Consider the following 19,327-nt stretch of genomic DNA (forward strand, 5'->3'; position numbering starts at 1 on the left):
ACCCGATGATCACCCACACCATGCCGCTCGACGAGATCAACAAGGGCTTCGAGCTGATGCATTCGGGCGAGAGCATCAGAAGCGTGGTCGTCTACTGAGCCAGACGATTGCCGGCGGCAATGAATTCGCCCGTTGCCGCTGGCAAGATAAGGTGGAGACCGCCACCATTTCCTCACACAAAAATCTGATGCTCAGCCGTCACCAGTTCCTGCAGGAATGAGACGACCGTGCGCACACGCACCAATTCGCGTGCGCTCTCGTGATAGGTCGTCCAGTAGGCGCGCCTGATCGTCGTCTCGGGCAGGACGCGCGTGAGTTCCGGATATTGCCGGGCGATATAGTTGTGCAGGATGCCGATGCCGGCGCTGGAGCGAACCGCCTCGGTCTGGCCGGTGGCGCTGGAAATTTCGAAGGAAGCGTCCCAGCTTCGCATGATCTCTGCGGAGAAATTCAGCGACGGCGTGAAGATCAGGTCCTCCACATAGCCGATCCGTCGGTGGTTCTTGAGGTCGTCGACCGTTGACGGAGTGCCGTGGCGGGCAAGATAGTCTGCCGATGCATAGAGGCCGAGTGTATAGTCGGTGAGCCTGGAGGAAACGAGCCGCCCCTGTTCGGGCCGTTCGATGGTGATGGCAATGTCGGCCTCGCGCTGCGACAGCGAGAAGGAGCGCGCCACCGGCACGAGCTGCAGCTTGAGTTCCGGATGGCGCGCCGTCAGCCGTCCGAGCCGCGGCGCCAGGAAGGAGACGCCGAAGCCGTCGGGGGCGCCGATGCGCACCGTGCCGGCGATTGCCGTGTCGATCCGGCCGATCTGCGACTGCGCCGCGAGCATTTCGGTTTCCATGCGCTCGGCGGCGGAAAGGAAGATCTCGCCCTCGGCGGTCAGTTCGCAGCCGTTCGGACGGCGGACGAGCAGCCGCGTCTTCAGCGTTTCTTCGAGCGCAGTGACGCGCCGGCTGAGCGTCGCGTGATTGATGCCGAGCCTCTTAGACGCGGCAAGGATCTGGCCCGTTCGCGCCACCGCGAGAAACACCCTGACGTCGTCCCAGTCCATGTAGCTGCTCCAGTGAACTTCAATTTTCGCACAACGGTTACTGAATTTCGGAAATTGATTTGTTGAAATCGTAGTGCGATCATGCGCCTAAGATCAAGACCAACCAGGATCAAGACAGGAGGAACACCGATGTATGAAGTAGGACATTTCATCGACGGCAAGCGCGTCGCCGGCAAGAGCGGCCGCGTCAGCAACATCTTCAACCCGGCAACGGGCGAAGTTCAGGGCACCGTGGCGCTGGCGAGCGACGCGGAGCTTGCAGCCGCCGTCGAGAGCGCCAAGGCCGCGCAGGTCAAGTGGGCCGCCACCAACCCGCAGCGCCGCGCCCGCGTCTTCATCAAGTTCGTTCAGCTCCTGAACGAGAACATGAACGAACTGGCCGAGATGCTCTCCCGCGAGCACGGCAAGACCATTGACGATGCCAAGGGCGATGTCGTCCGCGGTCTTGAAGTCTGCGAATTCGTCATCGGCATTCCGCACCTGCAGAAGAGCGAGTTCACCGAAGGTGCCGGCCCTGGCATCGACATGTACTCGATCCGCCAGCCGGTCGGCGTCGGCGCCGGCATCACGCCCTTCAACTTCCCGGCAATGATCCCGATGTGGATGTTCGCGCCGGCGATCGCCTGCGGCAACGCCTTCATCCTGAAGCCCTCCGAGCGCGATCCGTCCGTGCCGATTCGCCTTGCCGAACTGATGATCGAGGCCGGCCTGCCGGCCGGTGTCCTGAACGTCGTCAACGGCGACAAGGGCGCGGTCGACGCGATCCTGACTCATCCCGACATCGCCGCCGTCTCCTTCGTCGGCTCGACCCCGATCGCCCGTTACGTCTACGGAACCGCGGCGATGAACGGCAAGCGCGCCCAGTGCTTCGGCGGCGCCAAGAACCACATGATCATCATGCCCGATGCCGATCTCGACCAGGCCGCCAACGCGCTGATCGGCGCCGGTTACGGCTCTGCCGGCGAGCGCTGCATGGCGATCTCGGTCGCGGTTCCGGTCGGCGAGGAAACCGCCAACCGCCTGATCGACAAGCTGACGCCGATGGTCGAGAGCCTGCGCATCGGCCCCTATACGGACGAAAAGGCCGATATGGGCCCGGTCGTCACCAAGGAGGCCGAACAGCGCATCCGCAGCCTCATCGACAGCGGTATCGAACAGGGTGCGAAGCTCGTCGTCGACGGCCGCGATTTCAAGCTGCAGGGCTATGAGGACGGCCATTTCATCGGCGGCTGCCTGTTCGACCACGTCACGCCGGACATGGACATCTACAAGACGGAGATCTTCGGCCCGGTTCTCTCGGTCGTGCGCGCCAAGAACTACGAGGAAGCCCTGTCGCTCCCGATGAAGCATGAATACGGCAACGGCGTCGCGATCTACACCCGCGACGGCGACGCGGCCCGCGACTTCGCCTCCCGCATCAATATCGGCATGGTCGGCGTCAACGTGCCGATCCCGGTTCCGCTTGCCTACCACTCCTTCGGCGGCTGGAAATCCTCGTCCTTCGGCGATCTCAACCAGCACGGCCCGGACTCGATCAAATTCTGGACCCGGACCAAGACCATCACCGAGCGGTGGCCCTCGGGCATCAAGGATGGCGCGGAGTTCTCGATCCCGACGATGCGCTGACAAAGAAAATATCCTCCCCCATTGAGAGCCTCCTCCGGGAGGCTCTTTTTTGTTGCATTCCGCGCAGCGGCACAACTAACGTCGGGCTTGACGGTGCAGTCGACGGGTGATTCGCGCATGCGTTGCGTTAGATGCTTCCGGCTGCAATCGGAATGGCGGAGTCGGCGCAAGCGGCGTATGGTTTTGTCGAGGGGATGGATCATGGTTTTGGCTGAGCCGTTGGCGGCACAGAGTGTCGGGCAGGGCAGTTTCGGGCGCGCCGGTCACGGCGATTTTCAGCGCCTGTCATTTACCGGCAGCGGCAGCGAGTATTTCGGCATCTGGATCGTCAACATACTGCTGACGATCGTCACGCTCGGCATCTATTCCGCCTGGGCCAAGGTGCGCCGCAATCGCTATTTCTACGGCAACACAGTGCTCCTCGGGCGCGGGTTCGAATATCATGCCAGGGGTGGGCAGATCCTGATCGGCCGGATCATCGTCTTCGCCTATCTGGTGCTCTACAACGTGCTCCTGACCTTCGCACCGTTCGCCGGCATCGCGCTCGTTCTATTGTTTCTCTGTTTCGTCCCGTGGCTCGTCGCCCGGGGCTTGCGCTTCAGCGCGCGGGTGACGAGCTACCGCAATGTCCGCTTCGATTTCGTCGGCCGCGCCGGCGGCGCCTTTCTCGCCTTCATCGTCGGCCCGTTCCTTGCGGCGGTGACGCTCGGGATCCTTGCACCGCTCGCCAGCCGCTGGACCTATCGCTACATCGGCAGCAATCTGCGTTACGGGCAAAGAGCCTTTTCCACCGAACCCTCGGTCGGGGTAATTTATAAGTCCTGGGGTATTTCGGCGGCGATCATTGTTCTCGGGCTGTTGATCGTCGGCTTCATCGCCTTCCTCAACATTGCGCTTTTTGCGACGGCGATCGAGAGCCCCGACTTGCTTCCGGCCGAGATGCAGATGTCGCTCGTCACGCTGATGGTGCTCGGCTACATCCTGTTTTTTGCGATCTTCGGTGTGGCGGCGCTGGTCTACCGTGCCGGCGTGCGCAATGTCGCCTGGTCCGCCACCACCTTCGACGGCAAGCACCGGCTCTTGAGCGATCTCTCGCGCCTGCGCTACACTTGGATCGCCATCTCGAACGTCGTCGTGACGCTTCTAACGCTCGGCCTGATGCGGCCCTGGGCCGCCGTCCGGATGGCGCGCTACGTCAACGAACACACCGGCGTCCGATTCGAGGGCAATGTCGGCGAGATCTTCTCGGCGATCGCCCAGGAAGGTTCGGCGGTCGGTGCCGAATTCATGGATATCGAAGGCTTCGACTTTGGCTTCTGACAATTCGGCCTTTGCGCATGGCGAGTGGCATCCCCCGGGGTCGAGCCGCTCAGTGACCTCCGGCCTCGCTGAGGCCGGGGAGCGGCTGGTCGCCAGTGACGAAACCGGTGCGGAACTCGCTGGGGGCAGCCTTTCGGCCATCGAAATCTCCGCGCGGGTCGGCCGCATCCCGCGCCGGGTCACCTTCCCCGATGGTTCTCTTTTCGAGACCGACGACAACGACGCGATCGACCGCTTCCTGTCGCGCAAGGGCCGGAGCGGGGCAGGGCTTGTCCACTGGCTGGAGCGCTTCCACCCGCGGCTGATCGCCTTCGTCGCGGCGACCATCCTGCTCGGTGCGTTGATCTACCGCTACGCGCTGCCGGCCCTCGTCGAAGTCGCCATCGCCGTCACGCCGCCGATCGTGCCCCAGATCATGTCGGCGAGCACGCTCGAGACCATGGATCGGACGCTGCTTGGCGAAACGAAGCTGGATGGGGCGCGGCGCGGCAGGATCGTTGACGGGTTCCGGCGTATCGCGGCGCTCTCGGCCGCGGGTGAGGCGGCCTATACGCTGAACTTCCGCGAAGGTGGTCCGATGGGTCCCAACGCCTTCGCCCTGCCCGATGGTACTCTCATCGTGACGGATGAGCTCGTCGAACTTGCCGGTAATGACACGGAGATGATCGTCGGCGTGCTGGCGCACGAAATCGGCCATGTCGAGCACAAGCACAGCCTCAGGCAGATCTATCGCGCGGCCGGGGTTGCCGCACTCATCATGCTGATCGCTGGCGATATCGGATCGGGAGCCGAAGATGTTCTGGTGGAGGGAGGCGGCCTGCTCGCGCTCTCCTATTCGCGCGCCGCGGAAGCGGAAGCGGACCGGCATTCCGTCGAGCTGATGATGAAGGCTGGCCGCGATCCGACGGCGATCGCCCGCTTCTTCGAGCTGCTGGAGACGAAGCTCGACGATCATTCCGACACGAGCATCTTCTCGACCCATCCCGGGACGCCGGAGCGCCGCAAGGCGATCCTCGAGCTGATTGCCGAACTGCGGAAGGGCTAAACTCCGCCGGAAACGGCCGTGGAGCCGGCAGACCGGAACCGTTCCTCGAACTCCCGGCGCAGTTCCCGCCGGACCTCGGCGGCGCGGTAGCGGCGTTCCGTTATGCCGGGCTCGGGGCGGTAGGGCGGCACGCTCGTCGGCCGGCCTTCCGCGTCGACGGCCACCATGGTGAAATAGCAGGAGTTGGTGTGCCTCCGTTCGCCGGTGCGGATGTTCTCCGCTTCGACCCGGATTCCGACCTCCATCGAGGTTCGGCCGGCATAGTTGATGGAAGCCCGAAAGTGCACCAGTTCGCCGACATGGATCGGCTGGCGGAAAACCACCTGGTCGACGGAGAGTGTCACCGCATATTGCTTTGAGTAGCGCGAGGCGCAGGAGAAGGCGACCCGATCGAGGAGGTTGAGGAGCGCGCCGCCATGCACCTTGCCGCTGAAATTCGCCATGTCGGGGGTCATCAGCACGACCATTTCCAACTGGCTCTTGTCATTCGTCTCTTCCAATTTCCCCTCCGATAAGGCCGTTCCAGCCGAGCGCGACTTTCGAGGGGTCGAGAATCCTATGGTTGGATCGGTCCGTCAATGCGTCTGCGAAAGCGTCGGTCGGCGGAAATTTGCCTGTCGAGTGCCCCAAACGAAAACAGCGGGCCTTGTGCCCGCTGCTTCCTCTCAATGGCAATGACCGCCTTACAGTGCCGTGCGTCCTTAGGACGCACAAAGGACGCTGTAAGCCTTTGAATCTACGCATCGTGCTTTCCGAAAATCGGGTCCGATTTTCGGGCCGATGCGCTAGTCTTGCGGCCCATCGTTGTAGCCGACCTTGTCGACCAGTTCCGACGCCTTCTTCCGGTTTGCGGCAATCTCGGCAAGCGGCAGGGTGTCCGGCTTGATCGTCCCGAAGGACTTGACGACGTCAGACGGCTCGGCACCCGGAAGCACCGGGTATTCGAAGACCTGCTCGGCATAGATCTTCTGCGCTTCGCCGGCCGAAAGGAATTCCATCAGCTTGATGGCGTTGTCCTTGTTCGGGGCGTTCTTCGCGAGCGCCATGCCGGAGATGTTGACATGCGTGCCGCGGTCCTTCGCGTTCGGGAAGAGGACCTTGATGGCCGAAGCCCATTCCTTCTGCTCGGGCTCCTTCTCGTTGGTCAGCATGAGACCGACATAGTAGCTGTTGCCGAGCGCGATATCGCATTCGCCGGCAAAGATCGCCTTTGCCTGGTCACGGTCGCCGCCATCGGGCTTTTTCGACAGATTGTCCCTGAGCCCCGTCAGCCACTTTTCCGTCTCGGCCTCGCCGTGGTGGGCGATCATCGAGGCGAACAGGCCGACATTGTAGGAATGCTGGCCGTCGCGGGTGCAGAACTTGCCCTTCCATTTCGGGTCGGCGAGCTCCTCATAAGTGATGTCGTTCTGCGGCACGCGTTCCTTCGACGCATAGATGACGCGGCCGCGGGTCGTCAGGCCGAACCAGTTGCCGTCCGGGTCACGGAAATGCGCCGGAATGTCCTTGTTGATCGTCTCGTTGACGAGCGGCTGGGTCACGCCGGCGTCCCTCGCCTCGGTCAGGCGGCTGATGTCGACGGTCAGGATCACATCGGCCGGAGAGTTCGCGCCCTCCGCCTGGATGCGCTCGACGAGGCCCTTGTCGAGGAAGAGCACATTGGCGGTGATGCCGGTCTCCTTGGTGAAGGCGTCGAGCAGCGGCTTGATAAGATCGGGCTGGCGGTACGAATAGATGTTGACCTCGCCATCGGCGCGGGCAGGCGCCGTCAAGGCAAGGAACGCCGCCGCGACCGACAGGGTGCCGATCAGCGTTTTAGAGGCAAGCATGGTGTTCTCTCCGTTTGGTGGTGCTTATAAGTTAACCAGGCGGGTCATATTTCTACCGCGCGACAGCGACAGTCAACGGCGAAACGGCGAAGTAAAGCCTTCGTGAATTTTTCATGTTTTGGAATTGTTCCAAACTACGTTCCGTCCTATATGAGAGGGACGAATTTCTCGATCCCGGAGTGAATGATGCGTCTGACGAAGCAAACAAACTACGCAGTTCGCATGCTGATGTACTGTGCTGCGAATGGCGAGAAGCTCAGCCGCATTCCTGAAATCGCCAAAGCGTACGGTGTTTCCGAGCTGTTTCTGTTCAAGATCTTGCAGCCCTTGACCAAGGCGGGTCTGGTGGAAACCGTGCGCGGCCGCAATGGCGGCGTTCGGCTGCCGAAGCCGGCCTCGGAGATCAGCCTCTTTGACGTGGTCAAGGTGACGGAGGACAGCTTCGCCATGGCCGAATGCTTCGAGGCGGGGGAGGTCGACTGTCCTCTGGTCGACAGTTGCGGCCTCAATGCCGCGTTGCGCAAAGCGTTGAACGCCTTCTTCGAGGTACTCGAGGGCTATACGATCGACGATCTCGTTAAGGCGCGACCGCAGATCAACTTCCTTCTGGGTTTGGACACCGGTTCGCAGCCGCAGCCCTCTGCCGCCTGAAAAAAACCGGTTCGACATGTGAAGCGCGGAGCCCCTTCTCCGCGCTTTTCTGCGTCTTCTCCTCGCTTCTTCCGCCGCATCCCCGTCTTACTGCATGTGTCCTCGAGTCGTGCCGATTTGAGGACAAAACATGCAGCAATTCAAAGTGCTACAGGGTCCTTTGTGCGTCTGATAAGACGCGCGGGCCTGTAGGGGAGGGCTCATCGACACGCGACAGGCGCAGCCGGAAGACCGATTCGCTGACGGGGCCGAGCCTCTACCTGTGGAAGAATTTTTCGCATAGACAAATTTCTTAAGCGAGTTATTGCAATGCGACGCCAAATGTCGTTCCATCCGTTCTTGACCGGATGGAAAAACTCTCGCCGCGGTCGAAAACAATACGAGAACAAAAAACAAATCTGGGAAGCAAGCTCATGAAAAAGCTCACGACTCTCTTCGCAGCGACGGCGCTCGCCACGCTGATGGCCGGCACTGCCTGGTCGAAAACGTTCGTCTTTTGCTCGGAAGGCTCGCCGGAGGGTTTTGACCCCGGCCTCTACACGGCCGGTACAACGTTCGACGCTTCCGCGCATACCGTCTATAACCGCCTGCTCGAGTTCAAGAAGGGCACGACGGAAACCGAGCCGGGGCTCGCCGAGAGCTGGACGATCTCCGACGACGGCCTCGAATACACCTTCAAGCTTCGTCCCGGCGTCAAGTTCCAGACGACCGAGTTCTTCACCCCGACCCGCGAACTGAACGCCGACGACGTCGTCTTCTCGCTCGAGCGCCAGTGGAAGTCCGACAATCCGTGGCACGGCTATGTAACCGGCGGTTCCTGGGAATACTTCGCCGGCATGGGGCTGCCCGAGCTGCTCGAGTCGATCGAGAAGGTCGACGACATGACCGTCAAGATCAAGCTGAAGCGGAAAGAAGCTCCCTTCCTCGCCAACCTGGCCATGCCCTTCGCTTCGATCATGTCGAAGGAATATGCCGACAAGCTGCAGGCCGAAGGCAAGATGAACCAGCTGAACCAGATGCCGCTCGGCACCGGTCCCTTCTCCTTCGTCGCCTATCAGCAGGATGCCGTCATCCGTTACAAGGCTCACCCGGACTACTGGGGCGGAAAGCAGAAGATCGACGACCTGGTCTTTTCGATCACGACCGATGCGGCCGTCCGCTTCCAGAAGCTTCAGGCCGGCGAATGCCACCTGATGCCGTATCCGAACGCGGCTGACGTCGAGGCGATGAAGGCTGATCCGAACCTCAAGGTGATGGAACAGGCCGGCCTCAACGTCGCCTATCTCGCCTACAACACCACGCAGGCGCCTTTCGACAAGGTCGAAGTGCGCAAGGCGCTGAACAAGGCGATCAACAAGCAGGCGATCGTCGACGCCGTCTTCCAGGGGCAGGCTACGCCGGCGACGAACCCGATCCCGCCGACGATGTGGTCCTATAACGAACATCTCGAAGAGGACACCTACGAGCCGGAAGTGGCAAAGAAGATGCTTGAGGACGCCGGCGTCAAGGACCTGTCGATGAAGGTCTGGGCGATGCCCGTCGCGCGGCCCTACATGCTGAACGCGCGTCGCGCTGCCGAGATGATGCAGGCAGACTTCGCCAAGATCGGCGTCAAGGTCGAGATCGTCACCTACGAGTGGGCCGAATATCTCGAGAAGTCCAAGGCGAAGGACCGCGACGGTGCGGTGATCCTCGGCTGGACGGGTGACAACGGCGACCCGGACAACTTCCTTGACACGCTGCTCGGCTGCGACGCCGTCGGCGGCAACAACCGCGCTCAGTGGTGCAACAAGGAGTTCGACGATCTGGTCACCAAGGCCAAGGAAGCGTCCGACGTCGCAGAGCGCACCAAGCTCTACGAAGAGGCGCAAGTCGTCTTCAAGCGCGAAGCGCCGTGGGCGACGCTCGACCACTCGCTCTCCATCGTCCCGATGCGCAAGAACGTCGAAGGCTTCGTCCAGAGCCCGCTCGGCGACTTTGCTTTCGACGGCGTTGATATTGTAGAGTAATCTTACCGACTGACCCGAAGGGGGCGTTTGCCGTTGGCGAACGCCCCTCTTCCTTTTTGCCGGTGCCGCAGCAACGAGGCCGCGGTTACGATGGCATGAGGTTTGACTATGTTTCGATTCTTGCTGGGGCGCTTGGCAGTGCTGGTCCCGACCTTCATCGGGGTGTCGATCATTGCCTTCTCCTTCATCCGCCTGCTTCCGGGCGATCCCGTGGCGCTGCTTTCCGGCGAACGGGTGATGTCGCCGGAGCGGCACGCCGAGATTTCTCACCAGCTCGGCTTCGACCGCCCTATCGTCGTGCAGTACCTGGATTATCTCTGGGGTGTCGTCCGCGGCGACTTCGGCACCTCGATCGTCACCAAAAAGCCGGTGATCGACCAATTCATGGAGCTCTTTCCCGCAACCGTCGAGCTGTCGCTGTGCGCCATCATCTTTGCCGTCGTCGTCGGTATCCCGGCCGGCGTGATTGCGGCGATCAAGCGCGGTTCCATCCTCGACCAGCTGATCATGGGCACGGCGCTCGTCGGCTTCTCGATGCCGATCTTCTGGTGGGGGCTGCTGCTGATCATCGTCGTCTCCGGCATGCTGCAATGGACGCCGGTGTCCGGGCGCATCTCGCTGATGTTCTTCTTTCCGTCGGTCACGGGCTTCATGCTGATCGACTCGCTCCTGTCGGGGCAGGAGGGGGCGTTCCAATCGGCCTTCAGTCATCTGATCCTGCCGACGATCGTGCTCGGCACCATTCCGCTCGCCGTCATCGCGCGGCAGACCCGTTCGGCGATGCTCGAAGTGCTCTCGGAGGATTATGTCCGCACCGCGCGCGCCAAGGGGCTTCCGACCTTTCGAGTGGTAGGCATCCATGCCTTGCGCAATGCGATGATCCCGGTCGTGACCACGATCGGCCTGCAGATCGGCGTGATGCTGGCGGGCGCAATTCTGACCGAATCGATCTTCTCCTGGCCGGGCATCGGCAAGTGGATGGTAGATTCGGTGTTCCGGCGCGATTACGCCGTCATCCAGGGCGGGCTGCTGATCATCGCCGGCGTCATCATGCTGGTAAACCTCGCCGTCGATATGCTCTACGGGTTGATCAACCCGCGCATCCGGCATTGAGGAGGGCGATATGACCGAAGTTACCGCAACAACCGCCATATCGACCGACCCGTCCCGTCGGGCGCGGCTCGCCGAATTCTGGTACTATTTCTCGGAGAACCGCGGCGCCGTCATCGGCCTCTTCTTCTTTCTTTTCCTGGTAGTGCTGGCGATTTGCGCTCCGCTGGTGGCACCGCATGATCCGACCGTCCAGTTCCGCGACGCGGTACTGCTGCCGCCCTTCTGGCAGGAGGGGGGGCGCGTCGAGTTCCTTCTCGGAACCGACGCCGTTGGACGCGACATGCTTTCGCGCCTCATCTACGGCACGCGCTTCTCGCTGTTCGTCGGCGTCATCGTGACCACATTGTCGCTGAGCGGCGGCATTCTGGTCGGCGTCATCGCCGGCTATTTCCGTGGATGGGTCGACACCGTCATCATGCGGATCATGGACATCATCCTGGCCTTCCCGTCGCTGCTCCTGGCGCTCGTCCTGGTGGCGGTACTGGGGCCGGGTCTCACCAATGCGATGATCGCCATCGCCATCGTCTTCCAGCCCCATTTCGTCCGGCTGACGCGCGCCGCGGTGATGTCGGAGAAGACCCGCGACTACGTCGTCGCCGCAAAGGTCGCCGGGGCGGGGCACCTGAGGCTGATGTTCAGGACCATCCTGCCGAATTGCATGGCACCGCTGATCGTTCAGGCGACGCTCTCCTTTTCGAGCGCGATCCTCGACGCAGCGGCGCTCGGCTTCCTCGGCATGGGCGCGCAGCCGCCGACGCCGGAATGGGGAACGATGCTTGCAGAAGCCCGCGAATTCATTCTGCGGGCCTGGTGGGTCGTGACGCTTCCGGGTCTCGCGATCCTCCTGACCGTTCTGGCAATCAACCTGATGGGCGATGGACTGCGTGATGCTCTCGACCCCAAGCTGAAGAGGTCCTGACATGGCGCTTCTTGAAATCGAAAATCTCGTCGTCGAATTCCAGACGGCTACCGGGCCGTTCCGAGCCGTCGACGGCGTTTCGCTCAAGGTTCATGAGGGCGAGGTCCTGGCGATTGTCGGGGAGTCCGGTTCGGGCAAGTCCGTGTCGATGCTCGCGGCGATGGGGCTTCTGCCCTGGACCGCGAAGGTGACGGCCGACAAGCTCGCCTTCAACGGGCGGGATCTCCTGAAAATGCCGTCGGCCGAGCGCCGCAAGATCGTCGGCAAGGACATCGCGATGATCTTCCAGGAGCCGATTGCGAGCCTCAATCCCTGCTTCACCGTCGGTTTCCAGATCGAGGAAGTGCTGCGCATCCATATGGGCCTCGACCGGACGGCGCGGCGCAGGCGCGCCATCGAGCTCTTCGAGGCCGTCGGCATTCCCGATCCGGGCGAGCGCCTCGGGCATTTTCCGCATCAGATGTCGGGCGGCCAGTGCCAGCGCGTGATGATCGCGATTGCCCTTGCCTGCAATCCGAAGCTCCTGATCGCCGATGAGCCGACGACGGCGCTCGACGTGACGATCCAGAAGCAGATCCTCGACCTGCTGATGAAACTGCAGCAGGAATACCGCATGGGCCTGATCATGATCACCCACAACATGGGTGTCGTCGCCGAAACGGCCGATCGCGTCGTCGTCCAGTACAAGGGGCGTAAGATCGAGGAGGCGGATGTGCTGTCGCTGTTCGAATCGCCGAAGAGCAATTACACGCGGGCGCTTCTCGCCGCCCTTCCGGAAAACGCGACGGGGGACCGGTTGCCGACGATTTCCGAACTTTTCAATGAGCAGCAGACGCTCGAGGGAGCCGCTCGATGACCCACGTTCTCGAAGCCCGCAACCTGGTGCGCGACTATCACATCCCCGGCAGCCTGTTCCGCAAGGCGCGGACCGTCCATGCGCTGAAGGGCGTCAGCTTCACCGTCGACGAGGGCAAGACCCTCGCGATCGTCGGCGAAAGCGGCTGCGGCAAGTCGACGCTCGGCCGCATCATCACCCTGATCGACCCGGCGACGGCCGGAGAGCTGCTGATCGATGGCAATAAGGTGGACATCGCACGCGATGGCCTGACCACGGAAATGCGCCGCAAGGTGCAGATCGTCTTTCAAAATCCTTACGGATCGCTCAATCCGCGCCAGAAGATCGGCGACATCCTTGCGGAACCGCTGGTGATCAACACCAAAGTTCCCGCAGCCGAGCGGCGCGAGCGGGCGATGACGATGCTGAAGAAGGTCGGCCTGGAGGAGAAGCACTACAACCGCTATCCGCACATGTTCTCCGGCGGTCAGCGGCAGCGCATCGCCATCGCCCGCGCTCTGATGCTCAATCCCAAGTTCCTGGTGCTGGACGAGCCCGTTTCGGCGCTCGACCTATCCGTCCAGGCCCAGGTCCTGAACCTGCTTGCCGATCTGCAGGACGAGTTCAAGCTCACCTATGTCTTCATCAGCCACGACCTCTCGGTGGTGCGCTACATCGCCGACGACGTGATGGTGATGTATTACGGCGAGGCAGTCGAATACGGCAGCCGGGACGAGGTGTTTTCCAATCCGCAGCACAGCTATACCAAGACGCTGTTCGCGGCCACGCCGCGTGCCGATGTTGCGAGCATCAAGGCGCGGCTCGCCCGCAAGAGCGCCGCCTGAGCGGCTCCGAGCGAGCCGAGTAAAAAACCCAGAAAGCCGCGTCTCGCACGGAAGCGCGGCTTGTTGGCGTTCTCATTCCGATCGTGTAGAGCTTCGGCGCCGCCACTTGAATTCCGGCCCTGGCGGCGGGCAGCCGAATTGGCCGGCAATCCCTTGTTCGGCCCAACACCAGGATGACGAATATGGAAATCAAGCGCTTTGAAACCGGCCCGCGGATGAGTCAGGCCGTGGTCTACAACAACACGGTCTATCTGGCCGGCCAGGTTGGCAACGCTGGAGACGATGTCGTCACCCAGACCAAGCAGGCGCTCGCCGAAGTGGATCGTCTGCTAGCGCTCGCCGGCACCGACAAGACGCGCATCCTCTCGGCCACCGTCTGGCTCGCCGACATGGCGGATTTCGCCAAGATGAATTCCGTCTGGGATGCCTGGGTGCCGCAGGGCCACACGCCTGCCCGCGCCACCGGTGAAGCCAAGCTCGCAACGCCGGAATACCTCGTCGAGGTTATCGTGACGGCAGCGCTCTGAGGCGTCGCGTCACACCGCTTCATGTCTCTATTTTGAACGCCGCCGGCTGAACGGCCCGGCGGCGTTTTGCTGTGCGCTGCCGATACCCACAGCCGGAACGATTCTCCTCCTCGAAGCGTTTTTGTGGATCAAACCGCATGTGGAGGAATCGCCCATGGTCTACTGGCTGCCGCGGCTGTGTTTGCTGCTGATCGCCGGGGTGATTCTGGGCTTCGGCCTTTTCCCGCGGACGTCGGAGGAGGTCGCCTACACATTGCTGATAATCCTTGTGGGGCTGGGGCTGCTTTCCGTGACGCTCCACATCTTCCCTCCCGAAAAGCATTGACCGCGCGGCCGTCGAGATCGAGAGGCGGCGAACTGCCCATGATTTCCTCTTGCCGCACTCAGGAAAGAAGCGAGGCAGCGGCAGAGCAGGTTGAAGAGGCGTGTCGATGGACGCCAAAAGTGTAGCGGCTGTCCGGAACCGCAAGCGCAATGCCGACAAGGAAATCGCCTTGGCGGAGGCGACGAAGGCGGCTGCCCAGAAGCGCGACGGCATGGATCTCGTGGTTGCCGGGAGCATCGTCGGGTTGTTCGTCCTGGCTTGCTCTGCAGCCGTTTATACGATGGCGGCGATCCTGATGCCGATTGCCTTCGCCATCGTCGTCGGCATCGTGCTCGGCCGGGCAGCCGATGAGCTGGCGCGTTTCGGTCTTCCGCCGATGCTTGGCGGCCTCCTGCTGGCGCTGTTCTTCGTGCTCGGCTTATCCTCGCTCGTCAATGCGCTGCTGGGGCCGATCACCGAAGTCGCGCGCGAGGCGCCGAGATTGGCCGAAGGCGTAGTGGAACGGGTGCTGCCCTTCATCGAGCGCTTCGAGTGGGGACGGATTGCGCTTGAGCGAAGCATCGGCGCCGCCGCCTTCGCGGACGTCATCGTCAAGAATGCCGGCCCGATCCTCGGCGCCGCCGCGGCGAGCGTCACGCCGGCGCTGATCCAGACGCTGATCTTCCTGGCCGCCCTCGTGCTGTTCCTGCTCGGCCGCGTCCACTTGCGCAGCACCATCATCCTCGCATTTCCGAGTCGCGAGGGGCGCTTGAGCGCGATCCGCATCATGAATGCCATCGAAGACGGGCTGGCGCGCTATTTTTCCACGGCGAGCCTGATTTACCTGGCGCTGGGCGGCTTCACGATGATGATCGCGCTGATCGGCAGTTTGCCGATGCCGCCGCTCTGGGGACTTTTCGCCTTCGTTTCGAGCTTCATACCCTATCTCGGGGTCACGTTCATGACGCTGTCGCTGCTCGTGGGCGGCCTGATGATCCATGATGCCCTGGTCGCAGCGCTCGCGCCGGCCGCCGGCTTCTTCCTCATTCATCTCGCCATGGAGAATCTGGTCGTGCCGGCGATTCTGGGGCGACGCTTTGAAATTAATCCATTCCTGATCTTCGTCGCGATTCTGTTCTGGACCTGGATGTGGGGCGCGGTCGGGGCGATCCTCGCCATGCCGCTCTCGCTGATCGCCATGACCATTTTCGAGCAGCTGCGCGAGGCGACGCCCGAACCGCAACTGCCGGGCTGAAGGTCAGCGCGCGCGTGCGTGCGCTTGTTCGTCGAAGAACAGCGCCTGGCTGATCAGCGCCTTGACCATTTCCGGATTGAAGGGCTTCGTTACGAGGAAGGCAGGCTCCGGCTTGTTGCCCGTCAGCAACCGCTCGGGGAAGGCGGTAATGAAGATCACCGGAACGGCCGCCTGCGTCAGGATGTCGTTGACCGCGTCGATACCGGAGCTCCCGTCGGCCAGCTGTATATCCGCGAGAACCATCTTGGGCGACGTCTGGCGATAGATGTCGATCGCCTCGCGATGCGTGCGGGCGATGCCCGTCACCCGGTGCCCGAGGCTCGTCACCATGTCCTCGATGTCCATGGCGATAAGCGGCTCGTCTTCGATGATCATGATGTCGGTGGCCACCTGGCGGGAAATCTCTTCCGACGCACTGGCGAGGAGCTTGGCGAAGGCGCCCTGGTCGACGGACATGATTTCCGCCGCTTCGGCGCTCGAAAAGCCTTCGACGGAGACGAGCAGGAATGCCTGTCGCGGCGCGGGCGCGATCAGCGACAGATTGGCGGCGGCCTTCTGTTCCCAGGCAAAGGGAGAGGTCAAATTGGCCCGGTCGACCTCCAGCTTGTCGAACAGCGAGCAGAAGAGCTTGTAGAGGCTGATTCGGTCGTTGGACGCCGAAGGGAAAAGGCTGATGTCTTCGATCAATGCCTCCAATGTGGCTGCGACATAGGCATCGCCTGCCGCTTGCGAGCCGGTAGCGGCGCGCGCGTAGCGCCTGAGATAAGGAAGATGTGGCGCAATCCTGGTGGAAAGTGACATTTAGGCCTTCCTAAACTATTGTGCATAAAGTCGCACTAATGGGGTGGCATGACGCAGGATACGTCAATGTTGTGCGCGCGTCTTGCGAATTCAAGAAACGGATTGCAGACGACGAGATACGAATGGAAAACCGCCGGAGGATTTGAGTCTTCGGTATCCGGGACTGAAAAATGAACGATCAATCCAACCGTCGTCCGGGAGGCAAATCGGCCACCGGAGCCACGAAAAGCGATGTCAATGGCATCGTGGTGTCCCGCCTGAGAGCGCTCTATCAGGCTGTCGAGTCCGAGGCTGTGCCACAGCAATTTATCGATCTTCTCCGGCGCCTCGACGAGGCCGAGAGGGCGCAGTCGGACGATTGACGAAGGATCCGGCAGGCCCTCGCTTTCGAGAGGGCCTGTGCCTCGACGGAAATGGCGAAGCTGTCGACGCGAAATCGATCCGCTTCGCGGCGGCCGCATCAGCAACGCGCGGTATAGCGGCGGCCGTAGCGGTCGCGATAGACGCAATAGCCGGGCTCGCTCGCGCGCCCGATCAGCGCGCCAGCTACGCCGCCGACCGCCGCGCCGACCGCGGCGCCGCGGACATCGTTCGAAATGGCCCCGCCGATGATGCCGCCTGAAGCGGCGCCGATCGCTGCACCCCTTTCCGTTTGCGTGCACGAAGCAGCAAGGGGAAGAATTACGCTGGCGACAAGAAGGATCTTCTTCATGGTGCTTTCCTATCCGAGGTTGGTTGAACGAAAAATGGGCGCGGGGCGGTCGAAACGGCGCGGAATGAAGCTCTCAAGGAATAAATTCGAGATGGTCGGCAGCCACCATAAGGCGGGAGAATCGGCTTCTGCCGGAACCATCAGGACAGGCGCGGCGAAGGCTTGCAATTCGCGACTCCCTTGTACTGCCGCCGTTGCGGCGCGCGTTATCGTTGTCAGAACGCCGTCTGACGCCTTTTGTTCCGCGTGGCCGGGACGTGCTACGCTCGGTTGTTGCCGCCGTCCTGCCTGGGGCCGGAATCTGAGCTGCGTCACAACGTTTCTTGAGGAGAATGGTCGCGCCTAGCTGTGGCGCTTGCCCTCACACTGCTCCAGGTTTTCAAGCAGCGCCTGAAGCCGCTCGTTGCCCTTTTCTTCCGTGTGCATTTCGAGATCGCGCAAAGTCCTGCCGATGTGCAGATTATGAACACTCATATCCGTCTCGGGCCGGGTGATCTCTGTCACCGTCTTGAGTATATGTCGCGAAGGTATCTTCATATCTTGCCTGAGGAACTCTGTTTTCCGGAGAACGCCAAGTCCTGGCGAAGGTTCCGGTCGTAATGACCCGCGACGCAATTGCGGATTGTTTTTCCTGTCCCTGGCTAAACATATGGTTTCCGGCTGGTTAACGGGCGCTGGCGCGAAACCGGAACAAAGCCGAGCGGCAGAGCGTTTGGATTCCAATTCCAAGGCAAGGAGATAACAAATGCTCTACTATGCCCTCATCTTTCTTGTGGTCGCCATCATAGCCGGCGTTCTCGGCTTCGGCGGCATCGCCGGCACCTCGGCGGGAATCGCCCAGATCCTGTTCTTCCTGTTCCTGATCTTCCTGGTGGTCTCGCTTGTCATGGGACTCTTCCGACGAACCTGACGAGAGCCTTTACGGAGCGGATCGTTTGCGCTCCGCGCCAGATCCCAAGACATATCTTGCTTTAAAGGGTGAGGCTTCAAGCCTCACCCTTTTCCTTGGCAGCTTTGCCGTCCCTTGCCCCGCCTGGCGCGCTTGGCTATTCATGCGTGTATCATCGGGGGCGACGCTCATGAAATCACTTGAACTTTGTCGACGAGCCCGGGGCGCCCTCTGTCTCGGGTCCTGCTGCCAAGGTTTCCCGAGATAGGGAAAGCTAAATGCGTGACGCATGGATCGAACGGGGCGAAGGAACGGGCATCGTCTATGAAGACTGACATAGTGGTATTGGGCGCCGGGATCGTCGGCATTTCGACCGCCATTCACCTGGCGCGGCGCGGCAAATCGGTGGTGCTTCTCGATCGTCGCGGAGCGGGCGAGGAGACTTCCTACGGCAATGCCGGCCTGATCCAGCGGGAGGGGGTTTTTCCCTATGGCTTCCCGCATGATTTCGGTGCGCTTTTCCGCTACGCGCTGAACAACACCATCGATGCCAGCTATCACTTTCGCGCGCTGCCGAGCCTGGTGCCTTTCCTGGCGCGGTATTGGTGGCACTCGGGCTTCACCCAGCATCAGCGGATCGCCCATCTCTACGCTCCGCTGATCGAGAATTCGATCGCCGAGCACAGCGATCTGATCGACGCATCCGGCGCCGGCGACCTCATCCGCAAGGACGGCTGGATGAAGGTGTTCCGCACCGAGAAGGAGCGCGACGCCGCCTACAAGGATGCTGAACGGCTCTCGGCCGGGTTCGGCGTCAATCACCAGAAGCTCTCGACAAGCGAGCTGAAGACCATGGAGCCCTCGATCCAGGTGGAACTGGCCGGCGGGCTGCGCTGGACGGATCCCTGGTCGATCCGCGACCCGCACAGCCTGAACAAGGCCTATCTCGGTTATTTCCAGTCGCTCGGCGGCCGGCTCCTCTCGGGCGATGCCGCTACGCTTGAACATGTTCTCGAGGGGCCCGGCTGGCGCGTCGCGACGCCGGAAGGTCCGCTCGAAGCCCGCCAGGTGGTTGTTGCCCTCGGCCCCTGGGCCGACACGGTGACGCGCAAGCTCGGTTATCATTTCCCGCTTGCGGTCAAGCGCGGCTATCATATGCACTATGGCACCAAGGACGGTGCACAATTGAACAATTGGGTGCTGGACGAGGAAATGGGCTATTTCCTGGCGCCGATGCTCCGCGGCATCCGCCTGACGACAGGGGCGGAATTCGCGCTCCGCGACGCACCGAAGACGCCCGTGCAGCTGACCCGCGCGGAGCGCGTCGCCCGCGAATTCTTCCCGCTCGCCGAACGGCGCGACGAGGAGCCATGGATCGGCGCTCGACCCTGCACGCCCGACATGATGCCGATCATCGGCAAGGCCCCCAGGCACGAGGGGTTGTGGTTCGCTTTCGGGCATGCCCATCACGGAATGACCCTCGGCCCGGTCACCGGTCGCGCGCTTGCAGAAGCGATCACGGGCCAGAAGACGGTGATCGACCTTGCGCCCTACAGGCCAGACCGCTTCCTCGCGTAAATTTCTCGGCCTTCC

Annotated in this window: 21 protein-coding genes; 15 read left to right on the forward strand and 6 right to left on the reverse strand. The window is 62.0% G+C overall.

The features are described 5' to 3' along the window. Positions 1 to 172 precede the first annotated feature (172 nt). Positions 173 to 1,054 (reverse strand): LysR family transcriptional regulator, encoded by an 882-nt coding sequence (locus tag CO664_RS14635; protein ID WP_097539217.1) that lies wholly within the window; start codon positions 1,052 to 1,054, stop codon positions 173 to 175. 129 nt (positions 1,055 to 1,183) lie between these two features. Here CO664_RS14635 and CO664_RS14640 point away from each other — a divergent pair, with 129 nt between their 5' ends. The 3 genes from CO664_RS14640 to CO664_RS14650 all read left to right on the forward strand — a co-directional run bounded on the left by CO664_RS14640 (position 1,184) and on the right by CO664_RS14650 (position 5,045). After that, positions 1,184 to 2,680 carry a CoA-acylating methylmalonate-semialdehyde dehydrogenase gene (locus CO664_RS14640; RefSeq protein ID WP_037413113.1) on the forward strand — a complete coding sequence of 499 codons (1,497 nt, stop codon included), beginning with the start codon at positions 1,184 to 1,186 and terminating at the stop codon, positions 2,678 to 2,680. A 201-nt stretch (positions 2,681 to 2,881) separates the two neighbouring features. Continuing rightward, entirely contained in the window at positions 2,882 to 4,000 is a 1,119-nt protein-coding gene (locus tag CO664_RS14645; RefSeq protein ID WP_097526375.1) for a YjgN family protein, read from the forward strand. Further along, positions 3,990 to 5,045, forward strand: coding sequence for a M48 family metallopeptidase (locus tag CO664_RS14650; protein ID WP_097539218.1), 1,056 nt, complete (start codon positions 3,990 to 3,992; stop codon positions 5,043 to 5,045). Before CO664_RS14645 ends, CO664_RS14650 begins: the two co-directional genes overlap by 11 nt. Here CO664_RS14650 and CO664_RS14655 read toward each other — a convergent pair. Next, the gene (locus CO664_RS14655) at positions 5,042 to 5,512 is read right to left on the reverse strand and encodes an acyl-CoA thioesterase (RefSeq protein ID WP_037413207.1); all 471 of its coding nucleotides are present in this window, start codon (positions 5,510 to 5,512) and stop codon (positions 5,042 to 5,044) included. The genes CO664_RS14650 and CO664_RS14655 overlap by 4 nt on opposite strands. Positions 5,513 to 5,830: 318 nt before the next feature. After that, positions 5,831 to 6,874 carry a Fe(3+) ABC transporter substrate-binding protein gene (locus tag CO664_RS14660; RefSeq protein ID WP_097539219.1) on the reverse strand — a complete coding sequence of 348 codons (1,044 nt, stop codon included), beginning with the start codon at positions 6,872 to 6,874 and terminating at the stop codon, positions 5,831 to 5,833. Between the two features lie 186 nt (positions 6,875 to 7,060). Here CO664_RS14660 and rirA point away from each other — a divergent pair, with 186 nt between their 5' ends. The 9 genes from rirA to CO664_RS14705 all read left to right on the forward strand — a co-directional run bounded on the left by rirA (position 7,061) and on the right by CO664_RS14705 (position 15,332). Beyond that, positions 7,061 to 7,525: an iron-responsive transcriptional regulator RirA gene (gene rirA / locus CO664_RS14665; protein ID WP_037413208.1), complete on the forward strand. Its 465-nt coding sequence runs from the start codon at positions 7,061 to 7,063 to the stop codon at positions 7,523 to 7,525. A gap of 413 nt (positions 7,526 to 7,938) precedes the next feature. Next, entirely contained in the window at positions 7,939 to 9,534 is a 1,596-nt protein-coding gene (locus CO664_RS14670) for an ABC transporter substrate-binding protein (RefSeq protein WP_097526372.1), read from the forward strand. A gap of 108 nt (positions 9,535 to 9,642) precedes the next feature. Continuing rightward, entirely contained in the window at positions 9,643 to 10,647 is a 1,005-nt protein-coding gene (locus CO664_RS14675) for an ABC transporter permease subunit (RefSeq protein WP_037413126.1), read from the forward strand. 10 nt (positions 10,648 to 10,657) lie between these two features. Next, the gene (locus tag CO664_RS14680; protein WP_037413129.1) at positions 10,658 to 11,566 is read left to right on the forward strand and encodes an ABC transporter permease subunit; all 909 of its coding nucleotides are present in this window, start codon (positions 10,658 to 10,660) and stop codon (positions 11,564 to 11,566) included. 1 nt (position 11,567) lies between these two features. Then, positions 11,568 to 12,422: an ABC transporter ATP-binding protein gene (locus CO664_RS14685; protein ID WP_097526371.1), complete on the forward strand. Its 855-nt coding sequence runs from the start codon at positions 11,568 to 11,570 to the stop codon at positions 12,420 to 12,422. Further along, positions 12,419 to 13,246, forward strand: coding sequence for a dipeptide ABC transporter ATP-binding protein (locus CO664_RS14690; RefSeq protein ID WP_097539220.1), 828 nt, complete (start codon positions 12,419 to 12,421; stop codon positions 13,244 to 13,246). Before CO664_RS14685 ends, CO664_RS14690 begins: the two co-directional genes overlap by 4 nt. A gap of 182 nt (positions 13,247 to 13,428) precedes the next feature. Continuing rightward, entirely contained in the window at positions 13,429 to 13,773 is a 345-nt protein-coding gene (locus tag CO664_RS14695) for a RidA family protein (protein ID WP_037413132.1), read from the forward strand. Between the two features lie 154 nt (positions 13,774 to 13,927). Further along, positions 13,928 to 14,098: a hypothetical protein gene (locus CO664_RS14700; protein ID WP_080605498.1), complete on the forward strand. Its 171-nt coding sequence runs from the start codon at positions 13,928 to 13,930 to the stop codon at positions 14,096 to 14,098. Positions 14,099 to 14,204: 106 nt separating this feature from the next. Then, entirely contained in the window at positions 14,205 to 15,332 is a 1,128-nt protein-coding gene (locus CO664_RS14705; protein WP_037413134.1) for an AI-2E family transporter, read from the forward strand. 3 nt (positions 15,333 to 15,335) lie between these two features. Here CO664_RS14705 and CO664_RS14710 read toward each other — a convergent pair whose 3' ends face one another. Beyond that, the gene (locus CO664_RS14710) at positions 15,336 to 16,133 is read right to left on the reverse strand and encodes a response regulator (protein WP_037413136.1); all 798 of its coding nucleotides are present in this window, start codon (positions 16,131 to 16,133) and stop codon (positions 15,336 to 15,338) included. Positions 16,134 to 16,303: 170 nt separating this feature from the next. On the opposite strand from CO664_RS14710, the gene CO664_RS14715 reads away from it, so the two are divergent. Continuing rightward, a complete protein-coding gene (locus CO664_RS14715) occupies positions 16,304 to 16,495 on the forward strand; it encodes a NepR family anti-sigma factor (RefSeq protein WP_037413138.1) in 192 nt (63 codons plus the stop codon). Between the two features lie 98 nt (positions 16,496 to 16,593). On the opposite strand, the gene CO664_RS14720 is transcribed toward CO664_RS14715, so the two are convergent. Together CO664_RS14720 and CO664_RS31585 are read right to left on the reverse strand one after the other, a co-directional pair. Next, on the reverse strand, positions 16,594 to 16,845 hold the full coding sequence (locus CO664_RS14720; protein WP_037378934.1) for a YMGG-like glycine zipper-containing protein: 252 nt from the start codon (positions 16,843 to 16,845) through the stop codon (positions 16,594 to 16,596). A gap of 342 nt (positions 16,846 to 17,187) precedes the next feature. After that, complete coding sequence (locus CO664_RS31585) at positions 17,188 to 17,319, reverse strand: hypothetical protein (RefSeq protein WP_272939094.1); 132 nt, start codon at positions 17,317 to 17,319, stop codon at positions 17,188 to 17,190. Positions 17,320 to 17,590: 271 nt separating this feature from the next. Here CO664_RS31585 and CO664_RS14730 point away from each other — a divergent pair, with 271 nt between their 5' ends. Beyond that, positions 17,591 to 17,755, forward strand: coding sequence for a DUF1328 domain-containing protein (locus tag CO664_RS14730; protein ID WP_012706940.1), 165 nt, complete (start codon positions 17,591 to 17,593; stop codon positions 17,753 to 17,755). Positions 17,756 to 18,058: 303 nt separating this feature from the next. After that, entirely contained in the window at positions 18,059 to 19,312 is a 1,254-nt protein-coding gene (locus CO664_RS14735) for an FAD-binding oxidoreductase (protein WP_037413146.1), read from the forward strand. The last annotated feature ends 15 nt before the right edge of the window (positions 19,313 to 19,327 follow it).

Origin of the sequence: Sinorhizobium sp. NG07B (assembly GCF_002532005.1) — a bacterium.
GTDB lineage: Bacteria > Pseudomonadota > Alphaproteobacteria > Rhizobiales > Rhizobiaceae > Sinorhizobium > Sinorhizobium fredii_C.